This is a genomic window from Synechococcus sp. H60.3 (assembly GCF_047462295.1).
Lineage (GTDB): Bacteria > Cyanobacteriota > Cyanobacteriia > Thermostichales > Thermostichaceae > Thermostichus.
Genome location: NZ_JANSIY010000001.1, coordinates 20,999 through 46,046, shown reverse-complemented (window position 1 = coordinate 46,046; position 25,048 = coordinate 20,999). Strand labels below are relative to the sequence as shown.

Genomic DNA, 25,048 nt, shown 5'->3' with positions numbered 1-25,048 from the left:
CCGGTGGCGATGACATCATCTACGATCACCACTCGGTTGCCGGGGCGCAGGGCGTGGGCATGAAGTTGCAACTGGTCTTGGCCGTATTCCAGGCTGTAGATTTGGCTGAGCACCGGCGGCGGCAACTTGCCCGGCTTGCGAACCGGGACAAATCCCAAACCCAGATGCTGAGCCAGGGCAGCTCCTAAAATAAAGCCGCGCGACTCGATGCCCACCACATAGTCCAGGGATCCCATAGAGGTGGTGCCAGCGGCCAACTGTTCAATCGCTGCCCGGAAGCCCGCCGGATCCCGCAAGAGGGGGGTTATGTCGCGAAAGAGGATCCCGGGTTTGGGAAAATCGGGCACCAAGCGGATGAAGGCGCGCAAATCCATCCTGTTTTCCTCGTTGGCCAGTGGCTTGCCGAAAGGGCGCTCCAAGCAACCCATCATACCTGCTTAGCTTAAGGGCAGATGGGATCCCTTTTTGTCCGTTCGGCACCGGGGAAGATTTTTTATAATTGGCAGGGCTAGGAGCCGCGGCTCACCTGGTCTTTCTGTTCCTGACTCTGGAGACTTCTCATGCGCTATTACATGGCCATCGACTCCAATCCGCTGGCAAGTTTGCCGCTGGCTCTGTTTGGGGTGGGCAGCGAGTCAGCCTACGTCGATCTCCTGCAGGACAAGTTAATTGTCCGGGCGGGCAACCTGTTCAACGAAACCTTCTCCCTGAGCGAGTTGGGACAAGGGGAGCGCTTCTCTTGGCCCTGGTTCTACGGCCTGGGCGTGCGCACCGATTTCCAGGGGCTGGTGGGCGCGGTAACCAGCACCCAGGGGGTGGTTGCCATCCCGCTGCTGCAGGAAAAGACCCTCTTCATCCCCCTGCTGGGGCCCCTGGGGCTGCAAGTATCCTGCAAAAAGTTGGTTTTCAGCCTCAAGGATCCGGACACGTTCCTGGCCAACTTCAATCAGGGTCGCCCAGAGGTGAACAGCGGGCCCAAGAATGTGGTGATCGAGTAGCCGTCTGGCCGGCTACTTTGACGAGACCAGCACTTCGGTAACAGAACCGCGCTCGCGGCCCTGGCAGTTGATGGCGCGGCTGGCCGCAATGGTGGGAATGAGATAGCCGCTCCGGGGGACTTGTACAACGCTAAACAGAAACGAACCCCTGTGAGGAGCCCGTCCCGCTTACGCGAGCGGTTTTCTTCAGCAAAACCCTGACTAGCGGCAGCCCGGGGCTCCCCCTACCAGGGGTGACGCGGCCATTCCGCCGATGCCAACGGTCGGCCGGTAGCCCTCCTCTAGTCTTGCTCCTCTTCTAGCAGCTCTTCCAGCACCTCGATCCAACGCTCCAGCTCCTCCAACCCCTGCAACACTGCCTCTGGGTCGCTCAGCTCCACCTGGAGCATCTGGGCCGATTCTTCCCAGGTCAGGGATCCGGGCGGGCTGGCCAGCCAATTCAGGTAACGGGGCAAGAAGGTGCGGGGAGACAGATGATACTGGCGGTGGCAGGCCAGGGCAACCAGTCTGGCCAGGCTGGCCTGATGGCTGCTAAAAGGGCGGAGAAACAGCTCCGGCATCCCCACCCAGCGGAACTGGTCTTCCGGCAGCAGCTCCACCGCATCGCCACACAGCTCTTGGCACAGCTTCAGCCACTCTTCGCTGACCCAGTAGGTAGGGCTGGCCTCAGAGGGCGCCAGCAGAGGGGTGTCGCCCCCTGGGATCCCCGAGCGGTAGAGAAGCAGCTCCAGCCGCGCAATCAAGCTCTGGTAAAACACAGCCTGCAGCTGGGCCTCCAGGTGGTAAATCAACAGGGCTTGGGCCAACTGGAGGCTGCTGGAGAGAAAGGTCTCCGGCCCGCTGACGCCATTGCGGAAACGGAGAGGCACCCCCCCTGGTGTGCCTCGCGCCGTCTCAAGCAGGTAGCCTAGCAGCATCTGCTGTAAAAACGCGGTATGCACCCCCACCTCCCAGGAGGGCCGAGTAGCTCCCTGCAACTCCTCTAGCTCCAGCCAAAGTCGGGGCTCCTCAGGCCGGAGCCGCCGGCTGAGGGCCGCAAGGGCTCGCAGTAGGGAGGCAAGGGATTCACCCCCTGGAAGGGGCGTCTCTAGTGGCCAAGGGAAGGAGTCGGTCTCCCCACGGCTTGCTTCCAGTTGGGAGGTAATTTCCGGCAGCCAGGGCTTGGCTTGGGCAGCGCACTCGGGGCAGAACTCCTGCAAAGCAGACCAGACCAGGAAGGTGGCCTCGGCGGCAGTGAGGCGAGGAGCCGGATCTCCCCAAGGGGCATAGAGGTCGCAGGTACGGATGGAACGGCTCAGGGCGCGGCTTTTTAGGCGGTAGTAGCGCTGGAACAGGTCAAAGCGATCGTGGATCCCGTCTAGCAGATGCTCCCAAAAGGTCTGGCCGAGGCCGTGGCGAGCCAGGTACAGATCGGCGGCAGAATCGTAGCCCCGCCACTGGGCCTCCCAGAGGTGGTCGCGGATGAGGATGCTGAGAATAAATCCCCCCAGCTCTGCATGGGCTTCCAAGTGTTGGCCCAACCGCTGGTAGGCCGCCCAGCGGATCTCGGCGCTGGGATGGGTTTGCAGGCTCTGCAGGTGGGTAAGCGTTTCAGCCGACTGGGGTTGGGGGAGCCCCAGGCCCTGGCCAGGGAGGGAGGCGAGGGTGACTTGCCACAACTGCCGCCAGGCCAAGCGTCCGGCCAGGCGCTGCTGGTGGAGCAGGCGCTCCAGAGGCTCCGCCTGTTGATGACCCCGCTGCTGGAAGAGGCCACACAAAAACTGGCGAAAGGGACGCAGCAGCGGCTCGACACAGGCAGCAACCAAAAGATCCAAGCGCTGATCCTTTGACTCAAGTGGCAGCTCGGCTGCAGGTTTATCAGGGGAAACAGCCGGCAGCGACTGCAACTCCAGAGGGAAAAACAGCAAGTGGCTCTGCAGGGAGATAGCCCGCTCCAGATCCCTCCAGTTGGGGACTGCCCCTGTCCAACCGGAGTCAGCTGGGATCCCTTCCCTGTCCCCGGCGAGGTGGGCCGCCAGAGCTTGCGTCAGCTGCGCCAAGATCTGCAGCGCCTTCCCCAGCTCTGGTGGGCTAAGCTGGGCCACTCGCCCCCGGTAGCGCCGGGCAAACTGCTGCACCTGCTCCTCCAGGTCATTCCAGCTTGGGGCATGCCCAGAGCTGGCGAAACGCTCAAAAGGGGGTTCAGCCGTAGGAAAGACCACCAGCACCAGCCTCCTAGAGATGGGGGCATCCCCTCTTTGGCTTGTCAGCTAAGCCAACCCAGCAGCAGCTGAGGATTAGGCCTGCACAAGCCAATGTACTTCCTCCAGGATAGGTGTCGGGAGACAATCATTCGTGGAAAAGCTTTCCAGAGGAGGCGACGCTTTTGTTTGCCCAGGTCACTGCTGCTGCTCTACTGGGACTCAAGGCCGTGCGGGTCACGGTGGAGGTGGACGTTGGCGGTGGCTTGCCGCAGATTACCCTGGTGGGGCTGCCCGACACAGCCGTTCAAGAGGCCAAAGAGCGGGTACGGGCGGCCATCAAGAACTCCGGCTTTGCCCTGCCGCAGCGGCGGATCATCGTCAACTTGGCCCCCGCTGATCTGCGCAAAGAGGGCCCCAGCTTTGATCTGCCCATTGCCATCGGCATTCTGGCAGCCGCGGGGGTAATTGAGCGGGAAGCGCTGGCCAACACCCTGATGCTGGGGGAATTGGCCCTGGATGGCACCCTGCGCCCCGTGGCAGGCGTTTTGCCCATTGCCGCCAGTGCCGCCGAGATGGGGATCCGCCGCCTGGTGGTGCCCCAGGAGAATGCTCCGGAAGGAGCCCTGGTGCAAGGGATCCAGGTGTATGGGCTGCCCTCTTTGGCGGCGGTGGTGGGCTGGCTGCAAAGCCCGCAGGGACTGGAGCCAGTGCGGATCCAGCCGGAGCAGCTGCTACCAACTGAAACGGAACCCCTACTGGATTTGGCCGATGTGAAGGGGCAGGAACACGCCCGGCGGGCTCTGGAGATTGCGGCGGCCGGCGGGCACAACCTGCTGCTGGTGGGCAGCCCAGGAGCGGGCAAAACCATGCTGGCGCGGCGTCTGCCCGGCATCCTGCCCCGGCTGCAGTGGGAGGAAATGTTGGAGATCACCCGCATCTACTCAGCAGCGGGCCTGCTACGGCAAAACCTGCACCTAGGACGCCAGACTCCCCTGATTACGCAGCGACCCTTTCGGGCTCCCCACCATTCGGCCTCGGCGGTGGCGCTGGTGGGTGGTGGCCCCTACCCCAAGCCTGGTGAGATCTCCCTTGCTCACCACGGTGTCCTGTACTTGGACGAACTGACGGAATTTCGCCGTGAGGTGCTGGAGGTGCTGCGCCAGCCTTTGGAAGACGGCAAGGTTACCATCTCCCGCGCCCGCGTTTCTTTAGAGTTTCCCGCCCAAACCACCCTGGTGGCCTCCACCAACCCCTGTTCCTGCGGCTTCTACGGGGATCCCGTTCAGCCCTGCACCTGTACGCCGCAGCAGCGGGAGCGCTACTGGTCCAAGCTCTCCGGCCCGCTGTTGGATCGCATCGACTTGCAGGTGCGGGTCAACCGCCTCAAGCCGGAAGAAATTGTCCGCCTCCAGGGGGGCGAATCCTCCCAAGCGGTGCGGCAGCGGGTGGAACGGGCGCGGCAACGCCAACGGCAGCGCTTCCAGGACGAACCCGGGATCCACTGCAACGCCCAAATGCAATCTCGCCATCTGCGGCAGTGGTGTGTTCTGTCGGATCCCTGTCGTAAGCTCCTAGAGAGTGCCATCCAAAAGTTGGGTCTGTCTGCGCGGGGGAGCGACCGCATCCTCAAGGTGGCCCGCACCATTGCCGACCTGGAGGGCGCCGAGGCCATTGCCCCCACCCACCTTGCCGAGGCGATTCAGTATCGCAGCCTGGATCGCGGGCGGCTCTGAGCCCAAGCGCTCCGCGCCGCTCACGCGACCACCCCCGGCCCCTCTCCCAGAGGGAGAGGGGAGTATGCTGGGGGATTGGCCTGCTTTAAGCCAAGGGGAGTGAGGCGGGGGAGGGAGAAATTTGCCCCTGGTGCACGTGAAGGATTTGCGCTCCCTTGAGCCAAGCGGTGTCAAAGGATCCTAGGTGGGTGGTGGTAACCAAAGTTTGCACCCGCTCTTGAATGGCCCCTAAGAGCTGGTTTTGGCGGTGCAGATCCAGCTCCGCCAGCACGTCGTCCAACAGCAGCAAGGGCGGATCCCCCTTCACCTGCTCAATCAGCTCCAGCTCCGCCAGTTTGAGGGCCAAGACCAAGGTGCGCTGCTGCCCCTGGGATCCGTAGGCACGAGCCAGCCGTCCGTCGAGGCTCAGCTCCACCTCGTCCCGGTGGGGGCCGACCAGGGAAGTGCCCAGGGCCTGTTCGGCAGCAGCCTTGGCGCGGATCTCTGCCAAGAATTGGGCCTGAACCGCCGCGGGATCGGTCTGGGGATCCGGCAGGGGCACCTGGGGGCGATAGGTGAGGCTGAGGGTCTCCCGTCCGCCGCTGATGGTTTGGTGCCAGCGGGCGGCCAGGGGTTCTAGCCGCTGCAACAGCCGGGCGCGACGGCGCACGATACGACTGCCGCTGGTGGCCAGTTGTGCGTCCCAGAAGGCCATCTGAGAAGCTTTGTTGCTGGCGGCTCCTTGCGTCGGCGGGATGGAATCCTTGGGATCCTGCTTCAAGAGGGCATTGCGCTGCTTGAGGATCTGGCGATACTGCTCCACCAAGTCGGCATAAACAGGCTCCAGTTGGATTAACACCCCGTCTAGCCAATGGCGCCGCGCCTCTGGCCCCCCTCGCACCAGCTCCAGATCCAGGCTGGAGAACACCACGGCACTCACCTGCCCCAAAAAGTCAGATTGTCGCCGTAGCACCTGGCCGTTAACCCTCAGGGATCGCCCCCCCTGGCTGCGCAGCTCCATTGCCAGCTCGTGGGCCACCCCCAGCCGTTCCACGGTGGCGGCAATCCGCGCCCTCTCTTCCCCCTGCTGCACCAGCTCCCGATCCCGGCTGGCCCGCCGCGAGCGCAAGGTGGCCAAGAGCTCCACTGCCTCCAAAAGGTTGGTCTTGCCCTGGGCGTTCTCCCCCACCAGGATGGTCTTGGGCGCCTCGAAGGGGATCCCCTGATCCCGGTAGTTGCGGAAGTGCCACAGGTGCAGAAAACGCAGGTACACTCGACGAGGGTGGGCTACTGACTCTGGATTTCTGGGAACAAGAACGGCCCCCGCGGCGGGGGCCTTTACTCTAACGCAACTGCTGCAGGGTTAGGAGAAGAGAGCGGGCTGCCTCAACCAGGGGGCGCTTAGAGGCTGCCCAGGGATCCCAAACCGCTCAGGCGCTCTGCCGCCAACAGATGCAACGCAGCGCGGGCCGAGTGGTGGGCAGCCTTGCTGCGGCTGTAGTCGGCGAAGGTGTAGCTGCCCGGATCGGTATTGACCCTGCTCAACAACTGTTGGGCTTGCTGCTGCAGCTCGGCCACAGGGCCGGCGGTGATGTTGGCGAAGGCCATCTCCGCCTGCAGCCGGCTGAGGGACTCTTGGGCGCGCAAGGGGGCCTCGAAGAAGGAACGGCCAGGACGGCTCCCAAAGCCCAACTCCGCTTCGTAGAGCGCCTTGGCGGCTTTGGCCAAGTTTTCCGCCGCTTTGGCCTGCTCGCGGACGGCGAAGACATTCCCCCTTTGCAGAGCGTTCTGGGCCTCGGCCAAGCTCTGGCGGCTCAGCTCCAGGAGACGGGCGGCTTCCGGAGAGGATCCCCGCTGGGCGAAGAAGCTGGCTTCCGCCAGGTGCCGCTGGGCTTTGGCCAGGTCGTGGCTGGCCCGCTCCAGCTCCCGCGGGCTCTGCCAACTCGGCTGCATTGGCACGGGGGCTGCGGTTCCAAGAGCCGGGCGGCGGCCCCGCTGGGCTTGCGCCGGGGATCCCAGCACCAGGGGAGTGAGGAGCAGCAAAATCGGCAGGGAACAGCCGAGGGCACCGGTGAAGGAAGCACGGATCGGCAGGGTTACAAACTCCAATCGACAGGACAAGCCGGTTTGGGGTTGGCCCCGTGGGCTTTCCCTTGCGGAATATCTTGAGGCAAGAAGGGATCCCTAGGAAAACCGGGCCAGGTGAGCCTGTTGTTGGAGCTGTTGCAACTTTTCCCTCACCCGGCCAGAGCGGAGCAATTCCTCGGCTTGCTGGATCCCCTCGCTGAGGGAGTGAGCATAGCCCAGCAGCCAGAGGTAGCTACCGCCATTCCAGAGTACTGCTGGCGCAAGGGGGGAGGGATCGCCGTTGAGGAGCTGGTGCATCTGCCGCAGCAACTCTTTCTCCTCCGCCAGCGGGATCTCGGGGCCGGCCAGGTGATGGTCGCGGGCTTTGAGCAGCAGCCGTTCCCCGCAGTGGTTGAGGATAGCCGTCCGCTCCCGCGGTAGGTCGCTGCTGCCCTCTAGTCCCTTGACCGTGGTAAAGCTTTGGATCCCTTGCAGGGCAAACAACTCCAGCATCGTAGCCTCGGTAGGGGGGTGCACGTAGCCAGCCACCAAATGAAAGGGGCCCTCGTAGGGTGACCAGACCAGCTCCAAGGTGGCCAGGGGAGGGCGCTTGCCAATTTGATCCCGGTACTCCATCAGGGCCTGGGCTTGGGGAAAACAATCTGGTAAATACAAAAATCCCAAGCCCGTTTGCTCCAGGGACTGGCCCACTTGCTCCAGCGACCATCCTCGCCAGTCCACCCCCAAGCCTCGCCAGACCACCTCCAGAGGCAGACCATACTTGGGAGGGCAAAAGCCGGAGCCATGCAGCAAAACGGCTGCCCCCGCCGCTGCCAATACCAGAGCCACCAACACCCCTAGCGGTGCTGTGCGGGAGCGGCCATCGTAGGGGTGGCCAAAGATCACCAAGGGGTGGGGCAGATCCCGTTGGCGAAGGCGAGGGCCGTACTCGGCATAGGCATCCAACATACCAGCCAGCTCTTCGGCGGTGGGGCGCTTGATGCGGTGGGCAATCAAGAAGGCCCCAATCTGGGCTGGGGTGGCTTTGCCCGCAAGGAGCAGCCAAGTAGCCTGGGCGGCTTCGCCGCGGGTGAGATCCTCGTGGGTGTGGGTGCCACTGCCAATTTTCTTCAACAGCTCGCGAAACTCATGGCTCATAGCCTTGGCAGTCTGGAGCGGGGGAGGGTAAGTCTCCAACTAAGCCGACAGCACCTTGGCCGGGACCAACGCCTCGACGTCGGACCTCTTAGAAGGAGCAGGCGGGCGGAGCAGTTGGGCTGCCAACTGCAAAAAGCGGCGAATGGGTGGGATCTGATAGCGGTCACGGGTGGTAACTGCCACCACCTGTCGCTGCAACAAGGGGGGTTCAGTAGGCCGCACCTGGAGTTCTGGGTCGGCGTGGCAGTCCACCAGAGCCGATTCTGGCAGGAGGGCAATCAACTGCCCCTGGCGAACGACGCCGCGGAAGGCATCCAGCGTGTTCAGCTCCAGCGCTGCCTTGAGAGTTAACCCTTGGCGGGCCAGGTGGGATCCCACCCAAGCGCGCATAGCATAGCCATCTTTAAATACGGCCTGGGGGTACTCGGCCAACACTGGCCAAGGGATCCGCTCGTAGCGGCTAAGGGGATGGCTGGCGGCCATCAACACCTGAATGGGCTCCGAATACAGCGGCTCCACCACCAGTTCAGCCCCCCGCCTCAGCCAGGGATTTTCCATCACCAAAGCCACATCCACCAGCCCATCCTTGAGCACCTTCAAAGCGCGGTCGCTGCCCAGGGCCGTGACCCGCAACTGCACCTGCGGGTACTCTCGGCAGAACTCCTGGAGCACCGGCGGCAGTCGATAGGCAATCAGCGAGTGGATCCCGGCAACGCAGAGCTCGCTTTGCTCGCCCCGTAGCCATTCCCGAATGCTCTCTTGGGCCTGCTGCCACTCCTGACAGATGCGCCGGGCATGGGGTAGGAGCCGTTCCCCCGCCACTGTCAAAGCCAGCGGGCTCTTGCGATGCAGTAGCGGAGCGCCCACCTCTTCTTCCAAGGCCTGAATTCGGCGGCTGATGGCAGACTGGGTCAAGCCACTGCAGCGGGCAGCAGCCAAAAAGCTGCCGCTTTCGACGACGTTCAGGAAAGCCTGCAACAGCTCCAAACGCACCGAGAACCTCTCCGGAGTGATGGCCCAACTGCTGTGGGATTTTAGCCAGGGATCCCTCGACTTGGTGTAGGTACCGCTACCAAACCGTGCTGTAAGACTCTGGTGTTGGGGAGGAGCGCTGCTCGCCGTGCCGCCTTGACGAGACTGGCTCCCCCTCAATCCAAGACAAGGGCGGCGCGACGGTAGAGAAAGTCGAGGGCAGAGTTGCGCAATTCGTAAAATTCCGGCATTTCCATGATGCGCGCGCGGCTGCGCGGTCGCCCAAAGGGGATCGTCAAAATCTCGCCAATATGGGCAGCAGGGCCATTGGTCATCATCACCACCCGGTCTGCCAAGTAAAGAGCCTCGTCGATGTCGTGGGTAATCATCAAAACCGTGCAGCGGTGATCTCGCCAAATGGCCAGCAGCTCATCCTGCAGCTCTTGCTTGGTAATGGGATCCAAGGCCCCGAAGGGCTCATCCAGCAACAGTACTTCTGGGCGTACCGCCAGCGCGCGGGCAATGGCCACTCGCTGCTTCATACCCCCGGAGAGCTGCTTGGGCCGCTTGTGGGCTGCTTCGGCCAAACCCACGAGTTCTAGGTGTTCTTGAACGATTTCCCTTTTCTCTCTGGGGGATTTATCGGGATAGACCTGGTCCACCACCAAATAAACATTTTCAAAAGCCGTCAGCCAGGGCAGAAGGGAATAGTTCTGGAACACCATCATCCGATCTGGCCCTGGGGCGGTGATGGGCTGGCCCTTGAGGGTAATGGATCCCGAAGTAGGAGCAGAAAACCCGGCCACCATGTTGATCAAGGTGGACTTGCCGCAGCCGGAGTGGCCGATGATGCAGACAAATTCGCCGGCGGCCACTTCCAAGTTGACATTTTCTAGCGCCACAAAGGCTCCTGCCGCCGTAAAGTAGGTCTTGCCCACATTCTGGAGGGAAAGAAGGGGCGGAACTGCAAGAGAAGAGGCTGAGGAAAAGGACAAAGAAGTTAAGCGAGAGTGGGTCATCATAAAGCCTTCCAGTTGAGTTCAGTAGGGCAAAAACTAGACCTTGCTGAGGGGGTATTCCTGCAGCTTCAGCTCCTGGCGAATGGCCACCGACTCCAGGTAGTTCAAGGGATCCTCGCCATCAAAGCGGGATCCGTCGGCAAAGAGCAAAGCCCCGCGATCGTGGGCCCGATCCGGCAGCCCCAGTTCTCTGGCAGCTAGGGCGTAGGTTTTGTCATCCAGCACTTGGTCGAGGACAGCAACCCAATTGCGAGGGAAGGGGCAGATGCCCCAGCGAGCCATCTGCGTCAGGATCCAGAGGTGCTCCAAGCGTTCGGGGCAGGTGTTGCGCCCGTTGGCAAACTGGTGGAAACCGAGGATCACTTGCGACTCATCGGCGATGCCCCGCTGCAGGATGCCCCTCCACCCCGGCTCCAGATCGGCTGGGGCCACGCCCACATACTGGGGCTGGGCCAGCCACTCCAGGATCTGGGGACGGTGCTGCGGCTGATCGCAGTAGTGACAGGCCTCCAGCAGCGCCTTGACCAGGGCCACGTGGGTGCGGGGGTAGCTTTGGGCCCAGTCTTGGCGCACCGCCAGGACTTTCTCGATGTGGCTGGGCAAGAGTTCGGGAGTGGTGGCAACGATAACCCCCACCTGTTCCCGCACGGCGCGGGAGTTCCAGGGTTCGCCCACGCAGTAGCCGTCGATGTTGCCCGCCTTGAGGTGGGCCACCATCTGCGGCGGCGGGATCACGGTCAACGTCACCTCTCGATCCGGATCCACGCCGCCGCTGGCCAGCCAATAGCGCAATAGGAAGTTGTGCATCGAGGCCGGGTGCACCACCCCCAGCGTATGAACCGTATCGGGAGTTTGGCGGAGGTACTGGCGAAGATCCCAGGGGCTCTGGAAGGCCTGCAGCAGGAGTCGGCGCCCAAAGGTGATGGCGTTGCCGCCGCGGGAAACAGTAAGCGCAGTTACCAAAGGCACCGGTACCCCGCCCACCCCCAGGGTAGAGGCCAAAGGGATCCCGGCCACCACCAGGGCCGCATCCAGCCGACCGGAGCGGCTCCCTTCCCAGATGGTTTTCCAGCCCGGCTCCCTGACCAGCGTGACCTGTTCCAGGCCGTACTTCTGAAACAGGCCCTTTTCTTGGGCCACCACCAGAGGGGCGCAGTCGTTGAGGGGCACAAAGCCAATTGCCAAGTTGACTTTTTCCAGCCCCCCCTTGGCGATGGCCACACGGGTAGGAGTTTTCTGGCGGGCCCGCTTTTGCTGGTTGAGAAAGTAGATCATCTCCCCCCGCAGGCTGTAGTACTCGGGGTGATTCACCACTTCCAACCGGTGGCGCGGCCGCGGAAACGGGATCCGCAAGATCTGGCCGATGCGGGCCTCCGGGCCATTGGTCAGCAGCACCACCCGATCCGAAAGCAGAAGCGCCTCATCCACATCGTGGGTAACCAAAATACAGGTGAGCTGCTCCGCCTGGGCAATCTCCATCAGTTGCTCCTGCAGGCTGCCGCGGGTGAGGGCGTCCAACGCCCCAAACGGCTCATCCAGCAGCAGCACCCGCGGGCGAATGGCCAAAGCCCGGGCAATGGCCACCCGCTGTTTCATCCCCCCCGACAGATGGGCGGGCCGCTTGTCGGCTGCCCCCTGCAAACCCACGCGGCGGATGTGCTCTTCCACGATGCGGGCTCGCTCTGCTTGGGGAAGGGATCCCAGCACCTCGTCCACGGCTAGGGCGATGTTTTCCCGCACCGTCAGCCAGGGCAGCAGGGAATAGTTCTGGAACACCACCATGCGCTCCGGGCCGGGCTCCGTCATCTGCCGGCCTTCCAGCAGCACGCCGCCGCGGGAGGGTTTTTCCAGGCCGGCGATGATGTTGAGGAGGGTGGACTTGCCGCAGCCGGAGTGGCCAATTAGCGAGACAAATTCCCCTTTTTGGATCTCCAGATGGATGTCTCTTAGAGCGGGATAAACCTCCCCATTGTCCAGGAAAAAGTCTTTGTCTACATGGTCAACTTCGATGTAGGGCTGAGTCTTCATGATGCTACCTAAGGGATCCCTTGAGATTCATTTTTGAAAAGTGAGCAAACTGTCAGCAGCCAACTCCGGGCTCAGTCCAACCTAGTGATCCTCGGCAACCACCAGCGAGCCAATCCAAGCCGTAACCCGATCCAACAAAAGGCCAACCAGGCCGACATAGATCAAAGCCACAATAATTTCGCTGATGCGGGAGCTATTCCAGGCATCCCAAATGAAGAAGCCGATGCCCACCCCGCCAACCAACATTTCTGCAGCCACAATCGCCAGCCAAGAGAGGCCCACCCCGATGCGCAGGCCGGTAAAGATGTAGGGCACCGTGGCCGGAAAGACAATCTTAAAGAAATACTTCCAGCCGGACATGCGTACAATTCTGGCCACATTGCGGTAGTCCTGTGGGATCCGCTGTACACCGGCAATGGTGTTGATCAAAATGGGCCAGAGGGCCGTGATGAAGATAACAAAAATGGCGGAGGGGTTGGCATCGCGAAAGGCGGCCAAAGAAATCGGCAGCCAAGCCAGAGGTGGCACCGTGCGCAACACCTGAACAATGGGATCCAAAGCCTCATGCAGCCAGCGGTTGACCCCGATCACCATGCCGCCCAAAACCCCCACCAGACTGGCCAAGAAAAACCCAATGAACACCCGCTGCAGGCTGGCCCAGATTTGCCAGAACAGTCCTTTGGCGTTGCCGCCGTAGTCAAAAAAGGGATCTTTAATGAGGGGATCCCAGGTGTCCTGCCAAACTTGGAGCGGGGTGGGCAGGTTGGCGCCGGGCCGGCTGTAGAGGATTTGCCAGAGCAGGAGCACGATGAAAATTGCCGTAGCGGGCAAGAGAATGCGGCGCAGCGCTTGATGGATCCGGACTCGTTGCCTCCAAGCGGATCCAGAGCTCGTGGCAGAAGGGATCCCGGCCTGGGCCTGAAGAGAGGCACCTTGGCTCAGCAGCCAACGGCCTAAGCGGATGAGCAAAGGGAAGAGGTGGCAGCCCACCTTCAAGGCAAAGTGGAGAAGATGCATAGTTTGCTGAGAGTAGGGCTATGGTCAAAGTCAGCGTAGGGAAAGTGCAAGAGAGAAGAGGTTTAATTTGAACCTGTCTGGGGGCTCTTAGGGAAATCTCTCGGACAGGGGGCTTGCAGGTGTTCTGCAAGCCCTGGAAGGAGCAGGCTAGGCCAGCTTCTTGATGGCCAATTTCTCCAGATAGGCAGCCGGATTTTCGGGGTCGAACTTCACCCCATCGAAGAAGGTTTCCACGCCGCGAGAGGTGCTGGGGGGAATGGCGGCCTCTTGGCCAATGGCTTTGGCGGCCTCGCGCCAGAGATCTTCTCGGTTGACCTTGTCCACCAGGGCTTTGGTATCCGTGTCGGCGGGCAGATAGCCCCAGCGGATGTCTTCGGTCAGGAACCAAAGGTCGTGGCTCTTGAAGGGGTAGGAAGCATTGTCTTGCCAGAACTTCATCAGGTGGGGGCTGTTTTGCACCACTTTGCCGGTGCCGTAGTCAAAGGTGCCTTTGGCGCGACCCAGGATATCGGCCACAGGAACCCCCAGCCAGCGGCGGTCGCCGATGATCCGGCACATTTCCTCTTTGTTCTCCATTTGGTCGCACCAGATCTGGGCTTCTTGCACCGCCTTCAACAGCGCCAAGGTGGCTTTCGGGTGGGCATCCACCCAGTCAGCCCGCAGAGCAAAGGCTTTCTCAGGATGGCGATTCCACAGCTCGCCGGTGGTGAGGGCGGTATAGCCCTCTTTTTGGTTCACCAGTTGAGCATTCCAAGGCTCGCCCACACAGAAGGCTTCCATCGTTTTGGATTTCATGTTGGCCACCATCTGGGGCGGCGGCACCACAATGACAGAGACATCGCCATTGGGATCGATCCCGCCGGCGGCCAGCCAGTAGCGCATCCACAGGTCGTGGGTGCCGCCGGGGAAGGTTACCGCGCATTTGGGATCCCTGCCGGCAGCTCGCGCTTCCGCAAACTTGGCTTTGAGGGGGGAACTATCCAGGCCAATTTGCAAATCCCGGTACTCGTTGGCAATGCTGATGCACTGACCGTCCAAGTTCAGGCGGGCCAGAATGTACATCGGTACCGGCTTGCCATCGGTAACTTTGCCGGTGGTGATGAGATAGGGCATGGGGGTGAGAATGTGCGCCCCATCGATGCCGCCAGCAGCGGATCCCAGCACCAAGTTGTCGCGGGTGGTGCCCCAAGAGGCCTGCTTGACCACCTCCACGTCCTTCATGCCGTACTTGTCAAAAAACCCCTTCTCTTTGGCGATGATCAGGGGGGCGGCGTCGGTGAGAGCAATGAACCCCAGCTTGGCCCGCGGGGTCTCGGGAGTATCAGCCTGGGCCACCCAGTAGCCCTGACCCAAAGATTGCGATTGGGCGCGTGGGATCCCAGCCGCGGCTGCTCCTGCTGCCAGGGCGACTGCCCCGGCCAAAAATTGGCGACGGGAGAACAGTTTAGACATCGGAACCTCCAAGATTTTGCACGACGCAGAGAGAAAACCTTCCCCAGACTTGGCCCCTACTTAGCAAGCCATCACGGGGGAAGAAGCAGTTTGAGCAGCCGATGGACGCTGGCGCGGCCTGGCCCCGAAGTGCTCAATCAGCAGCTCCACCAAGACGGGCTTGAGGTCTTCGCAAGGGATCCCTCGACGCACACATTCGCCCAGCTTGGCGTCTTTGCCCACTTCTCCCCCCATGTAGATGTCCACCGCTTCCACCGGCTTGCCGTCCTTGCGGGCGGTGGTGCCCATGAGGCCGATATCGGCCACCTGGGGCTGGCCGCAGGAGTTGGGGCAGCCCGTCCAGTGGATGCGCACCGTCTGCGGGATCTCCAGCTCGGCTTCCAGCTCTTCCATTAGAGCCACAGCGCGGTTTTTGGTCTCGATGAGGGCAAAGTTGCAGAACTGGTTGCCCGTGCAGGACACCAGCCCCCGCTGCAAGGGCCCCGGGTTGGGGGAGAACTTTTTCAAGAGCGGCTCTTTAAGCAGCGGCGCCACCCGCGAATCGGGCACATTGGGGATGAGCACGTTCTGCTCCACCGTCAGCCGCAGCTCCCCGGAGCCGTATACCTCCGCTAGGCGGGCCAGCTCCATCATCTCCAGGGCATTCAGCCGTCCCACCGGCACGTGCAGGCCAACGAAGTTCAAGCCCAGCTGCTTCTGGGCATGCACCCCCAGGAGATCCCGCTTCTGCCAGACCACCTCATCTTTTTCCGCCGCTCTGGACAGCGGATGGCCGATCTGCCGCTCCACAGCCGCCCGAAACTTCTCCAGGCCCCACTCGTCAATGAGCCACATCAGCCGCGCCTTCTGCCGGTTGGCCCGCAGGCCGTGATCCCGGTAGACCAGCAGCACCGCCTCGCACAGAGGAACCACATCGCGCGGATCCACCCAGACATCCAGCCCGATGGCCTCGGCACAGCGGCGGGCCGAAAAAAAGCCCCCCACCAAGACGTTGAAGCCCAGCTTGCCCGCTTTGAAGGCCGGCACAAAGGCCAGGTCGTTGATCTCCGCATGAACGGAGTTGTCGCGACAACCGCAGATGGCGATGTTAAACTTACGCGGCAGATTGGTGAAGGAAGGGTTGCCCTCGCCGTTGTTGGTTACCATGTCCTGCACCTTGCGGGTGAGGCCGCGCACGTCGATCAGCTCATCTGGGTCAATGCCCGCGAGGGGGGATCCCGTAATGTTGCGCACATTGTCCATGCCCGACTGGATGCTGGTCAGGCCCACCTCCTTCAAGTAGCCCAAGATCTGGGGCATCTCCTCGATGGGGAGGCCGCGCAGTTGCAGGTTCTGCCGGGTGGTGATGTCGGCTACGCCATCTTTTCCATAGGGATGGATGATCGCCGCCAACATCCGCATCTGGCCGCTGGTCAGGATCCCATTGGGCAGGCGCAGCCGTAGCATAAACTGGCCGGGCGTGCGCTTGCGAAAGAAGATCCCCAGCCACTTGAGGCGGTGATCCCGGTCGTCTTCAGGGATGTTCTCCCAGCCCATGCGGGCAAACGCTTCCAGCTCGGCTTTGACCGCCAGCCCGTCCTTTTCGCTTTTGAGGCGCTCAAATTGGTTCGCCATCGTCGCTGCCGTAGGGGAACACCGGCTACCTTAGCGATGGCCAACCGTTAACTTTGGTATTTGTCGTTACACTTCGTAACAAGCTATGCCGTTTTGTCATAACTCACTTGCGAGGAGCGCATAGTGGCCTCTCTTCCCAAAACCTGGGCCAACTGCTCGCAGGCCGCTCTAATTTTGTCTAGAGTGCCTGGGTTGACTAAGCCGTAGTAGTCAAATCCATAGACCCTCTGGGTTTGAACGGCTTTCAACTGGTTCCAAAAGGGGCGGGCACGGAAAAACACCAAGGGATCCGCCGCCTCCGGGTTGACCACCAACAAAACCTCGGGGTTGGCTTCCAGGATGCGCTCTGCCGCAAGGGTGACATAGCCGCGAAATTGCCCTTGGCTTTGCAGGGCAGCCGTTAGGTTGTCGGCGCCAAAGCGCTCCAGCAGATCCCCGGCCCAGCTTTGCCGGTTGGGAGCAAGAATCGGCTGGGTGCCGACCAAAAGCAGGGTTTTGGGGCGAACCGGGGGCAGCTCCTGGGGCAAAAGCGATCCGTACTCCCGCAGCAAGGGATCCGGATCCACTCCCACAGCCGCAGCCAGAGTGGCGATGGTTGCTTCCAGGGCAGCCCAACTGTCCACCTGCGTGAGATAGGTGGGGATCCCCAATGCCTGCAATCGCTCTGCCAGAGCCGTGTGCAAGCCACTGGCCCCCACCACCCAGTCCGGTTGCAGGGCCACGATTGGCTCCAGGTTAGGTTGGTTGCCCAGCCCCAGCCGAGTTATGCCCTGAAAGCGGGGATCCGCCTCTAGCAAACGTCCGGCCGGGATCCCCACCAGTTTGTCCGGGGCCAGGCGATAGAGAATATCGGCGGTCAAGGGGGTGAGGCTGGCCACTCGCCGAACCGGAGCTGGCGGGATCTGGCTTTGGGCCTGGCGACCCATCCCCCAGACCCCCAGGCTGGCCAGGCCAAGGACAAAAAGTTGACGGCGAGAAAGAGAAGACGGCATGGACAATCTCCAAAACAGTCAATTGAGGGTAAATTGAATCGGCACCGTCACCCACGACTCAATCGGGGTGTTGTTTCTCAAGGCGGGGCTAAACTGCCACCTTTGCACCGCCTCTTGTGCGGCCCTGTCCAGGGCTGGGAAGCCGCTAGAAGAGACAATTTCCACCTGCTGCACCTGCCCTTGGGCATCCACCCTGGCCCGCAACAGCACTTGGCCTTGCTGGCCGAGGCGGCGGGCTTGGGGAGGGTACTGTGGCGGCGGGTTGCGACCCGGAATGGGGCGGGCCAGGATGTCCGGATTGGCAGCCACTGCTGCAGGCGAGGAGGTAGGAGGGGAAGCCTCCCCAGCCCCTTCTCCTGCTGTCGGCGCAGACCCCTGCGCCTGGGATCCACTGAGGCCAGCAACGACACCCCTCCCAGGAGCGCTGGATTCGGATCCCTTGCTCCCGGCAGTGCCCCCGCCACCCGAACGGATCCCTTGGATGAGGGGGGTGAAGCGGGGAATGGGAGCGCTCGTAGCAGCCCCAGAGGGCGGCCTGTTGGCCACAGGTGCGGCCGTGGGGGTAGCCACCGGAGTTGGAGGGGGCTGCTGCGGTGAGGGGGTGACCGTCGGTGTTGGGGAGGGCGGCGGAGGGGTTGGGGCGGCCATCGGCGTGGGTGTAGGGGTCGGCCCCAGCTTCGCCGTGGGAACAGGCGTGGGGGGCGGCGTTGGCAAGGTTGTCAGTGAAGAAGCTTGAATCTGCTGGGGTGCAGGATCGGGCGGGAGTGGGGCAGCCGCAGGGGGGGATTCCGAGGCCGGCTGGGTCGGCTCCTCCGCTGGGTCAGGCAGAGCTGATTCTGCAGCCGCCTCAAGCGGGGCCGGTGGGGGATCCTCCAGCCACAGCGTGACCGGGATCCGCACTTCGGGTTCTCTCAGAGGTCGGGATCCCCACCCCAGCAGCCCCAACAGATGCAAAAGCAGCGAGAGCAAAGTCTCCCAGCGCAGCGGGCGGAGCTCCCGACTTTGCCCAGGCAATTCAGGGAGATCCTCCAGCGAGGTGCAGGCAACCGAGAGAGCAAGGGAGCAATAGCCCGCCAGCAGGGCCGCCCTGAGCAGCTTCTCCCCCCAGCCAATCCAGCGCAGCCCCTCAGAGCTCTGGCCCCGCGCCACCCCCCACAGCCCCAGCTCCAGCCAGGCCAGACCCACCCCGTAGGCCATGCCTGCCTGCTGCCAATACCCCATCTGCAGGCGCCACAAAAGCCGAGGGTGGGAGCCCCTCTGCAAAGAAGCGGATCCCCGGTCGGTGCGAGTGGGGGGTTTGGCGAGCATGGCTCGGGGCTATCTCGATGGGCACGTCTGGCGGGGAGTCCTAGAAGCGGCTGGAGAAGCTGAGGGCCACATGGCGCCCCGGCTGGGCCCGCCGCTCCACTTCAGGGCCAACAAAGAGGGTGCGGGTTTCGGAGTAGAGAAAATACCGCTCGTCGAAGAGGTTGAACACCCCGAAATTGAGCTGCCAGTTGTCGTCTAGGTTGTAGTAGCCCAGCAGATCCACCACCGTATAGCCGCTGGGCACAAAGGGAATCTGCGGGGGAGCGTTGGGGTTGGGTCGCACCACCTCCCGCTGCGGATCCCGCGGATCCGCCACCAGCGTGGCCACCAACCTCGCCCCCCATACCTGGCTGGGATCGTCGTAGTGCAGCCCCAGCACCGCCGTCAGCGGCTCGATTGAAAGCAGGGGCTTGTTTTCTGTAAGATTGTCCCCCACCGCCCAGGCAAAGCTGCCGTTTAGGCTCCAACCGGTTAGGTCGGGGCTAAAGAAATATTGTCCTGTCGCCTCTACGCCATAGATACGGGCGCGGCTGATGTTTTGGCTCTGGAACAGGATGACCGGCGGGGGCGGCGGGCTACCGGGGGGGCCGGGGGGTGAGGGCTCGGATCCCACCTCCCGGAATGCCTCGATAAAGTCGTTGTAGGTGTTGTAGTAGGCCGCCAAGCTGAAGCTGGCCTGCGGGTAGATCCCTCGCAAACCCACTTCAAAGCCCTGGCTGGTTTCCGGGCGCAAGTTGGGGTTGGAGAGGGTGCGATAGCGGAAAACCGGGCTGACCAGGTTGGTGAAGCCGCTGTTGATCTCGTTGTATTGGGGAGCGCGAAAGCCGGTGTTGTACTGGGCCGTAAAGGTGAGGTTGGGGTTAATCCTCCACAGTAGGCCCAGCTTGGGGGAAATGGCATCGGCAAAGAGGCTGGCCGCTTCTGACCCGCTTTTCAAGAAAGCTTCATCGGGGCTGGGGGTGAGGTTGTAGGTGTCGTAGCGGATGCCGGGGATCAGAGTCAAGTTGCCGCCGCCAAAGTCGATCTCATCCTGCACATACAGCCCAAAGCGCACGGTGTCCGAGTCGGGAAAATCTTTGGTGGGAAAGGTATCTGGGGGAATGTTTTGGGTTACTGCTCCAGTTTGCAGATTGGTCTGAAAACGGTTGCGAGGTCGCTCGTTGCGGGTGGTGGAGATCTCCATCCCATACACCAGGCGGTGGGAGAGATCCCCGGTTTGGAAGCGACTTTGGGCCTGCAGGCTGGCTCCCAAAATGTTGCTGACCAGCTCGTTGAAGGTATCCCGCCGCACCGGTACGGGTCGGCCTTGCACCGTGAGGGTGCGCTCCTCTACACTGGGCTCGCGGGTGCGGGCGGGCTGGTAGTAGATCTGGACAGTGGCCAGCTCAAAAGCGGGATTCTCTGGGTTGGCGTAGCGATACTCCAAACTGAGGCGGCTGCGCTCGGTGTCGATGGTTTCCCTAAATAAGCTGACGGCGGGATCCAGGTTGCGCCGCGAGAACGTGGTGGTGGTGCGGCTGTTGAAGTACTCGCCGGTCAAGGTGAGGCTTTCCAAGGGGCTGAAGCGGTAAACCAGCTTGGCCAAAACGTTGTCCCCCTCCACCGTTTGCCGATCTTTGAAACTGGGATCCGCCTTGATATCCGGCTCCCTGGCGTCGCGGCGGGTGTAGATGAGCAGGGCTTCCAGGTTCCCCTGGCGGCCCGCCAAGCTGAGGGTGTTGACAAAGCCTTGGTTTTTGCTGTCGTACTGGCTGGAGAGGCCCACATGGCTGTCCCGTTCCCCCAGCAGATCCACTGGATCTAGAGTAGTGTAGGTTACCACGCCCCCCAGGGCATCGCTGCCATAGAGGGTGGAAGCAGGGCCGCGGATGATCTCCACCGTCTTCAGGGTCTCCAGCTCAAAGGTGTCCCGCCCGATGTTGAAGGGGCCAAAAGAAAACCGCTCCGGCTGTCGGATCCCGTCCACTTGGATCAGCACCCGGTTGGCGTCAAGGCCGCGGATGTTGAAGTCTTGCAGTCCATAGCGGACATTTCGCCGCACGCTCACCCCCGGCTCGTAGCGCACCAGATCCTGGATGTTCTGGATGAGCTCCCGCCGCAGGCGCTCCCGGTCGATGACGGTGATGCTGGCCGGCGAGTCGGCCAGGGTGCGCTCGGTGCGGGTGCCGGTGACTGTAACCTGCTGCAGGTTGAAGACAGGGGTGCCCTGCTGCAACACCTGCAGATCCGCTTGCAGCCGCTCCACTTCCGCCTGATCCCCCCGCCGACGGGCAGCTTCGATCTGGGCTTCTAGCTCGCGAATCTGCTCTTGGATGGTGGTGGCCCCCCGAGGGGTGGCCTGGGCCAGCAAAGGAGTCTCAGGAATCCGAGCCGCGGGTTGCGCCTGGGCCAGGGATCCCCAACTCAGCCCCAGACACAGCCCCAAACTCACTGCCTTCCAGCCCCAGCCGGTTACTCGCATAACTTCTCACTCTCCCAAAAACCACCAGAAACAAGTCAAACCTTCGCCTCAACACCCTTTCCTCCCAGCCAGAGGGGCCTTGCCGGGTCTGCGCTGCGCAAGGGGCAAAGCTGGAGCCCCACCGGCGTTGGGATCCACTCCACCTCTAGGCCAAACACCTGCCGCACCCTCTCAGCAGTCAAGGCCGCCTGCGGGGATCCCAGGGCCTGCAACTGTCCGGATCCCAGCAGAGCCACCCGCCGGCTGTAGCGAATGGCCAGGTTTAGATCGTGCAGCACGCTAACCACCGTCAGCCCCTGCTCCTGCTGCAGCCGTCGCAACAGCTCCAGCAGCTCCAGTTGGTGGCGCAGATCCAAAAACGTGGTGGGCTCGTCCAACAGCAGCACCTGCGGCTCCTGCACCAGGGCTAGCGCCAGAAAGGCCCGTTGCCGCTCGCCGCCGGAGAGCGTTTCCACCCGCCGCAGGGCCAGGGATCCCAGTCCCGTCTGCTCCAGCGCCCATTCCACCCGCTGCTGATCTGCCCGCGGCAACTGCCACGCCCACCAGGGCTGGTGAGGAGAACGCCCCAAGCTCACCAGTTGCCGCACTGTCAGCCCTGTCGGGATCCGCGGCTGCTGGGGCAAAAGGGCCAACTGCCGCGCCACCTGTTGCGGGCTGAGCTGGGTGTGCAGATCCCGACCGTCCAAAAGTACGCGCCCCGCCTGCGGAACCAACACTCGGCTGAGTAGCCGCAGCAGGGTCGATTTGCCTGAGCCATTGGGGCCGACAATGCTCAGCCAGTCCCCCGCCTGCAGGCTGAAGCTCACCTGCCGGATCACCTGATGCGAGCCATAGCCCCCGCTCAGCGCCTCGGCCTGCAAAATCGGCCGGCCCGCCCTCATTGCCCCGCCTCCCGCTGCCGCAGCAGCCAGCCGAAAAACGGCGCCCCCATCAACGCCGTGACGATCCCCACCGGCAGCTCTACAGCCCCCAGCCGGGCGAGGAGATCGGCGCCGCTTAACAGAGCCGCCCCCGCCAAGGCAGAAAGGGGCAACAGCCAGCGGTGATCCGATCCCACCCCCTGGCGCACCATGTGGGGCACCACCAACCCCACAAAGCCGATCAACCCCCCCACGCTGACGACTGCCGCCGCCAACAAAGCCGCCACCAAGCCGATGGTCACCCGCGTCCGCACCAACGGGATCCCCAAGCTCACCGCCATCTCTTCTCCTAGGCCCAGCAGGTTCAAAGCCCGCGCCTGCGCCCAGCCCAGCCCCAGCCCGACCAGGATATACACCCCGGCCACCCGCACCTCCGGCCAACCCCGCCCGCTCAGGCTGCCGATCAACCACGTCAGGGCCACCTGGACCCGCTCATCGGCCAGGAGCAACAAAGCAGAGCTGATCGCCCCAAAGAGGGCGCTGACAGCCACTCCCGCCAGGATCAGCCGTTCCACCGCCAGCCCGGAGCGGGTGCGCGCCAGCCCATACACCAACACCGTGGTCAGCACGCCGCCCACCCAAGCTGCCAAGGGCACCCAAGCCGTCCACTCCCCCCAGGTGAGCAGCGCTACGGCCGCCAGGCCCGCCCCCGCCGAGATGCCCAGCAGGTAGGGATCCGCCAGCCCATTGCCCAACATCCCCTGCAACAGGGCCCCCGCCATCCCCAAGGCTGCCCCTAGCAACTGGGCCAAAAGCGCCCGCGGCAGCCGCAACTGCCAGACAATGGTCTGCCGGATCGGATCCCCTTGCCCCCACAGGGCCTGCCACAGCTCCGAAAAAGTTATGGGAACGGATCCCAAGGCAATTGAGATCCAAAGCAGCAAGAGGATGACACCCAGTAGCAAAACCATCAAGCCGACCGGCGAGCGGATCCGCCTGGCCTGCCCCCAGCGGGTCTCCGGGTCAACTCCTGATGACAGACGCTCTTGCTTGGCCAACATCGCAAACCTCTGGACTTTTAAGAGGGGGAGATCCCCAAGACAAGACAGCCCCAGCCGGCTCGCCAGCGCACCCAGACCCACCTCGGCGCAGCCCTAACCTGCCGAGCTTCTTAGCTTATTGAGACTTAGATTCAATAAAAACGTAGCTGTCAGAATAACAGGCTTTCTTGGCTATTGCAAGTTAGTTTTAATAAGTCTTCGACCCCCTTTGAGCCAAGGGGAGATGGATCGGCACTCCCAGCCGCCTAGGCCGGCTTGTTCCCCGAAACCAAAGTCTGCCTTCACTGAGCTGCCCAAGGAGAGGGGGAAGATCCCCAATAAAATGGCCGAAGCCGGCTAGCTTGGGTTGGACAGAGCCGTCTTGAAGTATTGGCGCTATGACTTCTTCCGCTGCCCCTGAGCCCACCTGGGATGCCCTGCAGGTGGATCCCGCCCTGCTCACCCCCATGATGCAGCACTACGTAGAGCTAAAGCGGCAATACCCCCACGCCATCCTGCTCTACCGCCTGGGGGATTTCTACGAGATGTTTTTCCAGGACGCGCAACTGGTGTCGCGGGAGCTGGAGCTGGTGCTCACCGGGCGAGAGGCGGGGGCCATCGGGCGGGTGCCCATGTGCGGGATCCCTTACCACGCCTTTGACCGCTATGCCGCCCAGTTGGTGGCCAAAGGCTATGCCCTAGCCGTCTGCGACCAGATGGAGCCGGCGGATCAAGCCAAAGGCTTGGTGCGGCGGGAAGTGACGCGGGTCATCACCCCCGGCACGGTCATCGAGGAGGAGCTGCTGCAGGCGCGGCAAAACAACTACCTGGCGGCCATTGTCCGCCTGCGAGGCTCCAAGCAAACCGCCTGGGGCCTGGCCTATGCCGACATTTCCACCGGTGAGTTCTGGGTCTGCCAGAGTGAGGGGCAAGAGCAGCTAGAACAGGAGCTGGCCCGGCTGCAGCCGGCGGAGATCCTGCTGCCCACCGAAGAGGGGCTGGGCCTGGGCCTGATGCGGCCTGGGGATCCCCAAGCCCCCCTGGGCCTACCCGGCCAGTACGCCTATACCCTGCGCCCGGCGGAGCCCTTTGAGCTAGCGGTGGCGCGGGACAACCTACTGCAGACCTATGGCCTGCGCTCCCTGGAGGGCTTGGGCTGCGAGGGGCTGCCACTGGCCATTCGGGCGGCAGGGGGATTGCTCCACTATCTGGAAGAGACGCAAAAGAACCTGGTGCAGCCCTCTCCCCAAGGGGGCCATCCGCTCCTGCGCCCGCCCCGCACCTACCAGCTCACCGACTACCTAATATTGGATGCCCAAACCCGCCGCAACCTGGAGCTGACCCAGACCATCCGCGAGGGGGCCTTTGTCGGATCCCTGCTCTGGGTCTTGGATCACAGCCGCACCGCCATGGGCGGGCGCACCCTGCGCCGCTGGCTGCTGCAGCCTTTGCGGGATCGAGAGCAAATCCGCCTTCGCCAGGACACCATCCAGGAGCTGTTGGAAAACCCCTCCCTGCGCACCCGCCTGGGATCCCTTCTAGACTCTCTGTACGACCTGGAGCGCTTGGCCAACCGCGTCGCCTCCGGCACCGCCAACCCGCGCGAGCTGGTGGCCCTGGGCTCCTCCCTGGGCAAACTGCCCCAACTGGCCGAGCTGGTGGCCGAAGCCCAAACTCCCCTTCTGCAGAGCCTACAGCAGGTGGATCCCGCTCTGGTTGACCTGGGCCGGCGCATTGAGCACACCCTCTTGCCCTCCCCGCCCCCTGTGCTCACCGAAGGGGGGCTGATCCGGCCTGGGGTGGATGCCGAGCTGGACAGGCTGCGGCAGCAGGTGGAGCAAGACCGCCAGTGGATTGCCCAGTTGGAGAAAACCGAGCGCGAGCGCACCGGCATTCCCACCCTCAAAGTCGGCTTCAACAAGGCCTTTGGCTACTACCTCAGCATCAGCCGCGCCAAGGCGCAGCAGGTGCCCAAGGAGTACATCCGCAAGCAGACGCTCACCAACGAAGAGCGCTTCATCACCCCTGAGCTTAAAGAAAAAGAGGCTCGCATCCTCACTGCCCAGACCGAGATCAACCAGCGGGAATACGAGCTGTTTGTGCAGTTGCGCCAGGAGGCGGGATCCCAGGCTGCCGCCATCCGCCAGGTGGCCCAGACCCTGGCCGC

19 protein-coding genes are annotated in these 25,048 nt (G+C 62.8%); 3 read left to right on the top strand and 16 right to left on the bottom strand.

Annotated features, from left to right (window positions below):
* A partial coding sequence (locus NW841_RS00205; RefSeq protein WP_414384870.1) for an adenine phosphoribosyltransferase occupies positions 1 to 374 on the bottom strand: 374 nt, incomplete at its 3' end.
* Positions 375 to 560: 186 nt separating this feature from the next.
* Here NW841_RS00205 and NW841_RS00200 point away from each other — a divergent pair.
* Positions 561 to 998, top strand: coding sequence for a hypothetical protein (locus NW841_RS00200; protein ID WP_414384867.1), 438 nt, complete (start codon positions 561 to 563; stop codon positions 996 to 998).
* 281 nt (positions 999 to 1,279) lie between these two features.
* Here the strand turns inward: NW841_RS00200 and NW841_RS00195 are convergent, their stop codons facing one another.
* Positions 1,280 to 3,205, bottom strand: coding sequence for a peptidase M3 (locus NW841_RS00195; protein WP_414384865.1), 1,926 nt, complete (start codon positions 3,203 to 3,205; stop codon positions 1,280 to 1,282).
* Positions 3,206 to 3,363: 158 nt separating this feature from the next.
* On the opposite strand from NW841_RS00195, the gene NW841_RS00190 reads away from it, so the two are divergent.
* On the top strand, positions 3,364 to 4,914 hold the full coding sequence (locus NW841_RS00190; RefSeq protein ID WP_414384895.1) for a YifB family Mg chelatase-like AAA ATPase: 1,551 nt from the start codon (positions 3,364 to 3,366) through the stop codon (positions 4,912 to 4,914).
* 85 nt (positions 4,915 to 4,999) lie between these two features.
* On the opposite strand, the gene recF is transcribed toward NW841_RS00190, so the two are convergent.
* From recF to NW841_RS00120, 14 genes are all read right to left on the bottom strand, one after another.
* Positions 5,000 to 6,166, bottom strand: coding sequence for a DNA replication/repair protein RecF (recF, locus tag NW841_RS00185; RefSeq protein ID WP_414384862.1), 1,167 nt, complete (start codon positions 6,164 to 6,166; stop codon positions 5,000 to 5,002).
* Positions 6,167 to 6,294: 128 nt separating this feature from the next.
* Positions 6,295 to 7,014, bottom strand: coding sequence for a DNA-binding protein (locus NW841_RS00180; RefSeq protein WP_414384860.1), 720 nt, complete (start codon positions 7,012 to 7,014; stop codon positions 6,295 to 6,297).
* 63 nt (positions 7,015 to 7,077) lie between these two features.
* On the bottom strand, positions 7,078 to 8,118 hold the full coding sequence (locus tag NW841_RS00175) for an anthranilate phosphoribosyltransferase family protein (RefSeq protein ID WP_414384857.1): 1,041 nt from the start codon (positions 8,116 to 8,118) through the stop codon (positions 7,078 to 7,080).
* 39 nt (positions 8,119 to 8,157) lie between these two features.
* A complete protein-coding gene (locus tag NW841_RS00170; protein WP_414360891.1) occupies positions 8,158 to 9,111 on the bottom strand; it encodes a LysR family transcriptional regulator in 954 nt (317 codons plus the stop codon).
* A gap of 155 nt (positions 9,112 to 9,266) precedes the next feature.
* The gene (locus NW841_RS00165; protein ID WP_414384856.1) at positions 9,267 to 10,109 is read right to left on the bottom strand and encodes an ABC transporter ATP-binding protein; all 843 of its coding nucleotides are present in this window, start codon (positions 10,107 to 10,109) and stop codon (positions 9,267 to 9,269) included.
* A gap of 36 nt (positions 10,110 to 10,145) precedes the next feature.
* Positions 10,146 to 12,137, bottom strand: coding sequence for a nitrate ABC transporter ATP-binding protein (locus NW841_RS00160; RefSeq protein WP_414384855.1), 1,992 nt, complete (start codon positions 12,135 to 12,137; stop codon positions 10,146 to 10,148).
* A gap of 81 nt (positions 12,138 to 12,218) precedes the next feature.
* Positions 12,219 to 13,154 (bottom strand): nitrate ABC transporter permease, encoded by a 936-nt coding sequence (gene ntrB, locus NW841_RS00155; RefSeq protein ID WP_414337187.1) that lies wholly within the window; start codon positions 13,152 to 13,154, stop codon positions 12,219 to 12,221.
* Between the two features lie 147 nt (positions 13,155 to 13,301).
* Entirely contained in the window at positions 13,302 to 14,606 is a 1,305-nt protein-coding gene (locus tag NW841_RS00150) for a CmpA/NrtA family ABC transporter substrate-binding protein (protein ID WP_414378125.1), read from the bottom strand.
* Between the two features lie 60 nt (positions 14,607 to 14,666).
* Positions 14,667 to 16,220: a ferredoxin--nitrite reductase gene (locus tag NW841_RS00145; RefSeq protein ID WP_414378123.1), complete on the bottom strand. Its 1,554-nt coding sequence runs from the start codon at positions 16,218 to 16,220 to the stop codon at positions 14,667 to 14,669.
* Between the two features lie 83 nt (positions 16,221 to 16,303).
* Positions 16,304 to 17,212 carry an ABC transporter substrate-binding protein gene (locus NW841_RS00140; protein WP_414384853.1) on the bottom strand — a complete coding sequence of 303 codons (909 nt, stop codon included), beginning with the start codon at positions 17,210 to 17,212 and terminating at the stop codon, positions 16,304 to 16,306.
* 18 nt (positions 17,213 to 17,230) lie between these two features.
* Positions 17,231 to 18,520, bottom strand: coding sequence for an energy transducer TonB (locus NW841_RS00135; protein ID WP_414384852.1), 1,290 nt, complete (start codon positions 18,518 to 18,520; stop codon positions 17,231 to 17,233).
* Between the two features lie 40 nt (positions 18,521 to 18,560).
* Positions 18,561 to 20,981, bottom strand: a complete 2,421-nt coding sequence (locus NW841_RS00130) for a TonB-dependent hemoglobin/transferrin/lactoferrin family receptor (RefSeq protein ID WP_414384851.1) — start codon at positions 20,979 to 20,981, stop codon at positions 18,561 to 18,563.
* A 35-nt stretch (positions 20,982 to 21,016) separates the two neighbouring features.
* Positions 21,017 to 21,862, bottom strand: a complete 846-nt coding sequence (locus NW841_RS00125) for an ABC transporter ATP-binding protein (protein WP_414348831.1) — start codon at positions 21,860 to 21,862, stop codon at positions 21,017 to 21,019.
* Positions 21,859 to 22,902, bottom strand: a complete 1,044-nt coding sequence (locus NW841_RS00120) for a FecCD family ABC transporter permease (RefSeq protein WP_414384849.1) — start codon at positions 22,900 to 22,902, stop codon at positions 21,859 to 21,861. The genes NW841_RS00125 and NW841_RS00120 overlap by 4 nt, the downstream gene beginning before the upstream one ends.
* 377 nt (positions 22,903 to 23,279) lie before the next feature.
* On the opposite strand from NW841_RS00120, the gene mutS reads away from it, so the two are divergent.
* Positions 23,280 to 25,048: DNA mismatch repair protein MutS (gene mutS / locus NW841_RS00115; RefSeq protein ID WP_414384846.1), on the top strand; the 1,769-nt coding region annotated here is incomplete at its 3' end.

What these genes read in the sequence shown, in the direction of transcription:
- NW841_RS00200 (WP_414384867.1), top strand. Translation starts at nt 561, where the DNA reads ATGCGCTATTACATGGCCATCGACTCCAATCCGCTGGCAAGTTTGCCG.
- NW841_RS00175 (WP_414384857.1), bottom strand. Translation starts at nt 8,118, where the DNA reads ATGAGCCATGAGTTTCGCGAGCTGTTGAAGAAAATTGGCAGTGGCACC.
- NW841_RS00165 (WP_414384856.1), bottom strand. Translation starts at nt 10,109, where the DNA reads ATGACCCACTCTCGCTTAACTTCTTTGTCCTTTTCCTCAGCCTCTTCT.
- NW841_RS00160 (WP_414384855.1), bottom strand. Translation starts at nt 12,137, where the DNA reads ATGAAGACTCAGCCCTACATCGAAGTTGACCATGTAGACAAAGACTTT.
- ntrB (WP_414337187.1), bottom strand. Translation starts at nt 13,154, where the DNA reads ATGCATCTTCTCCACTTTGCCTTGAAGGTGGGCTGCCACCTCTTCCCT.
- NW841_RS00150 (WP_414378125.1), bottom strand. Translation starts at nt 14,606, where the DNA reads ATGTCTAAACTGTTCTCCCGTCGCCAATTTTTGGCCGGGGCAGTCGCC.
- NW841_RS00145 (WP_414378123.1), bottom strand. Translation starts at nt 16,220, where the DNA reads ATGGCGAACCAATTTGAGCGCCTCAAAAGCGAAAAGGACGGGCTGGCG.
- NW841_RS00140 (WP_414384853.1), bottom strand. Translation starts at nt 17,212, where the DNA reads ATGCCGTCTTCTCTTTCTCGCCGTCAACTTTTTGTCCTTGGCCTGGCC.
- NW841_RS00135 (WP_414384852.1), bottom strand. Translation starts at nt 18,520, where the DNA reads ATGCTCGCCAAACCCCCCACTCGCACCGACCGGGGATCCGCTTCTTTG.
- NW841_RS00130 (WP_414384851.1), bottom strand. Translation starts at nt 20,981, where the DNA reads ATGCGAGTAACCGGCTGGGGCTGGAAGGCAGTGAGTTTGGGGCTGTGT.
- NW841_RS00125 (WP_414348831.1), bottom strand. Translation starts at nt 21,862, where the DNA reads ATGAGGGCGGGCCGGCCGATTTTGCAGGCCGAGGCGCTGAGCGGGGGC.
- NW841_RS00120 (WP_414384849.1), bottom strand. Translation starts at nt 22,902, where the DNA reads ATGTTGGCCAAGCAAGAGCGTCTGTCATCAGGAGTTGACCCGGAGACC.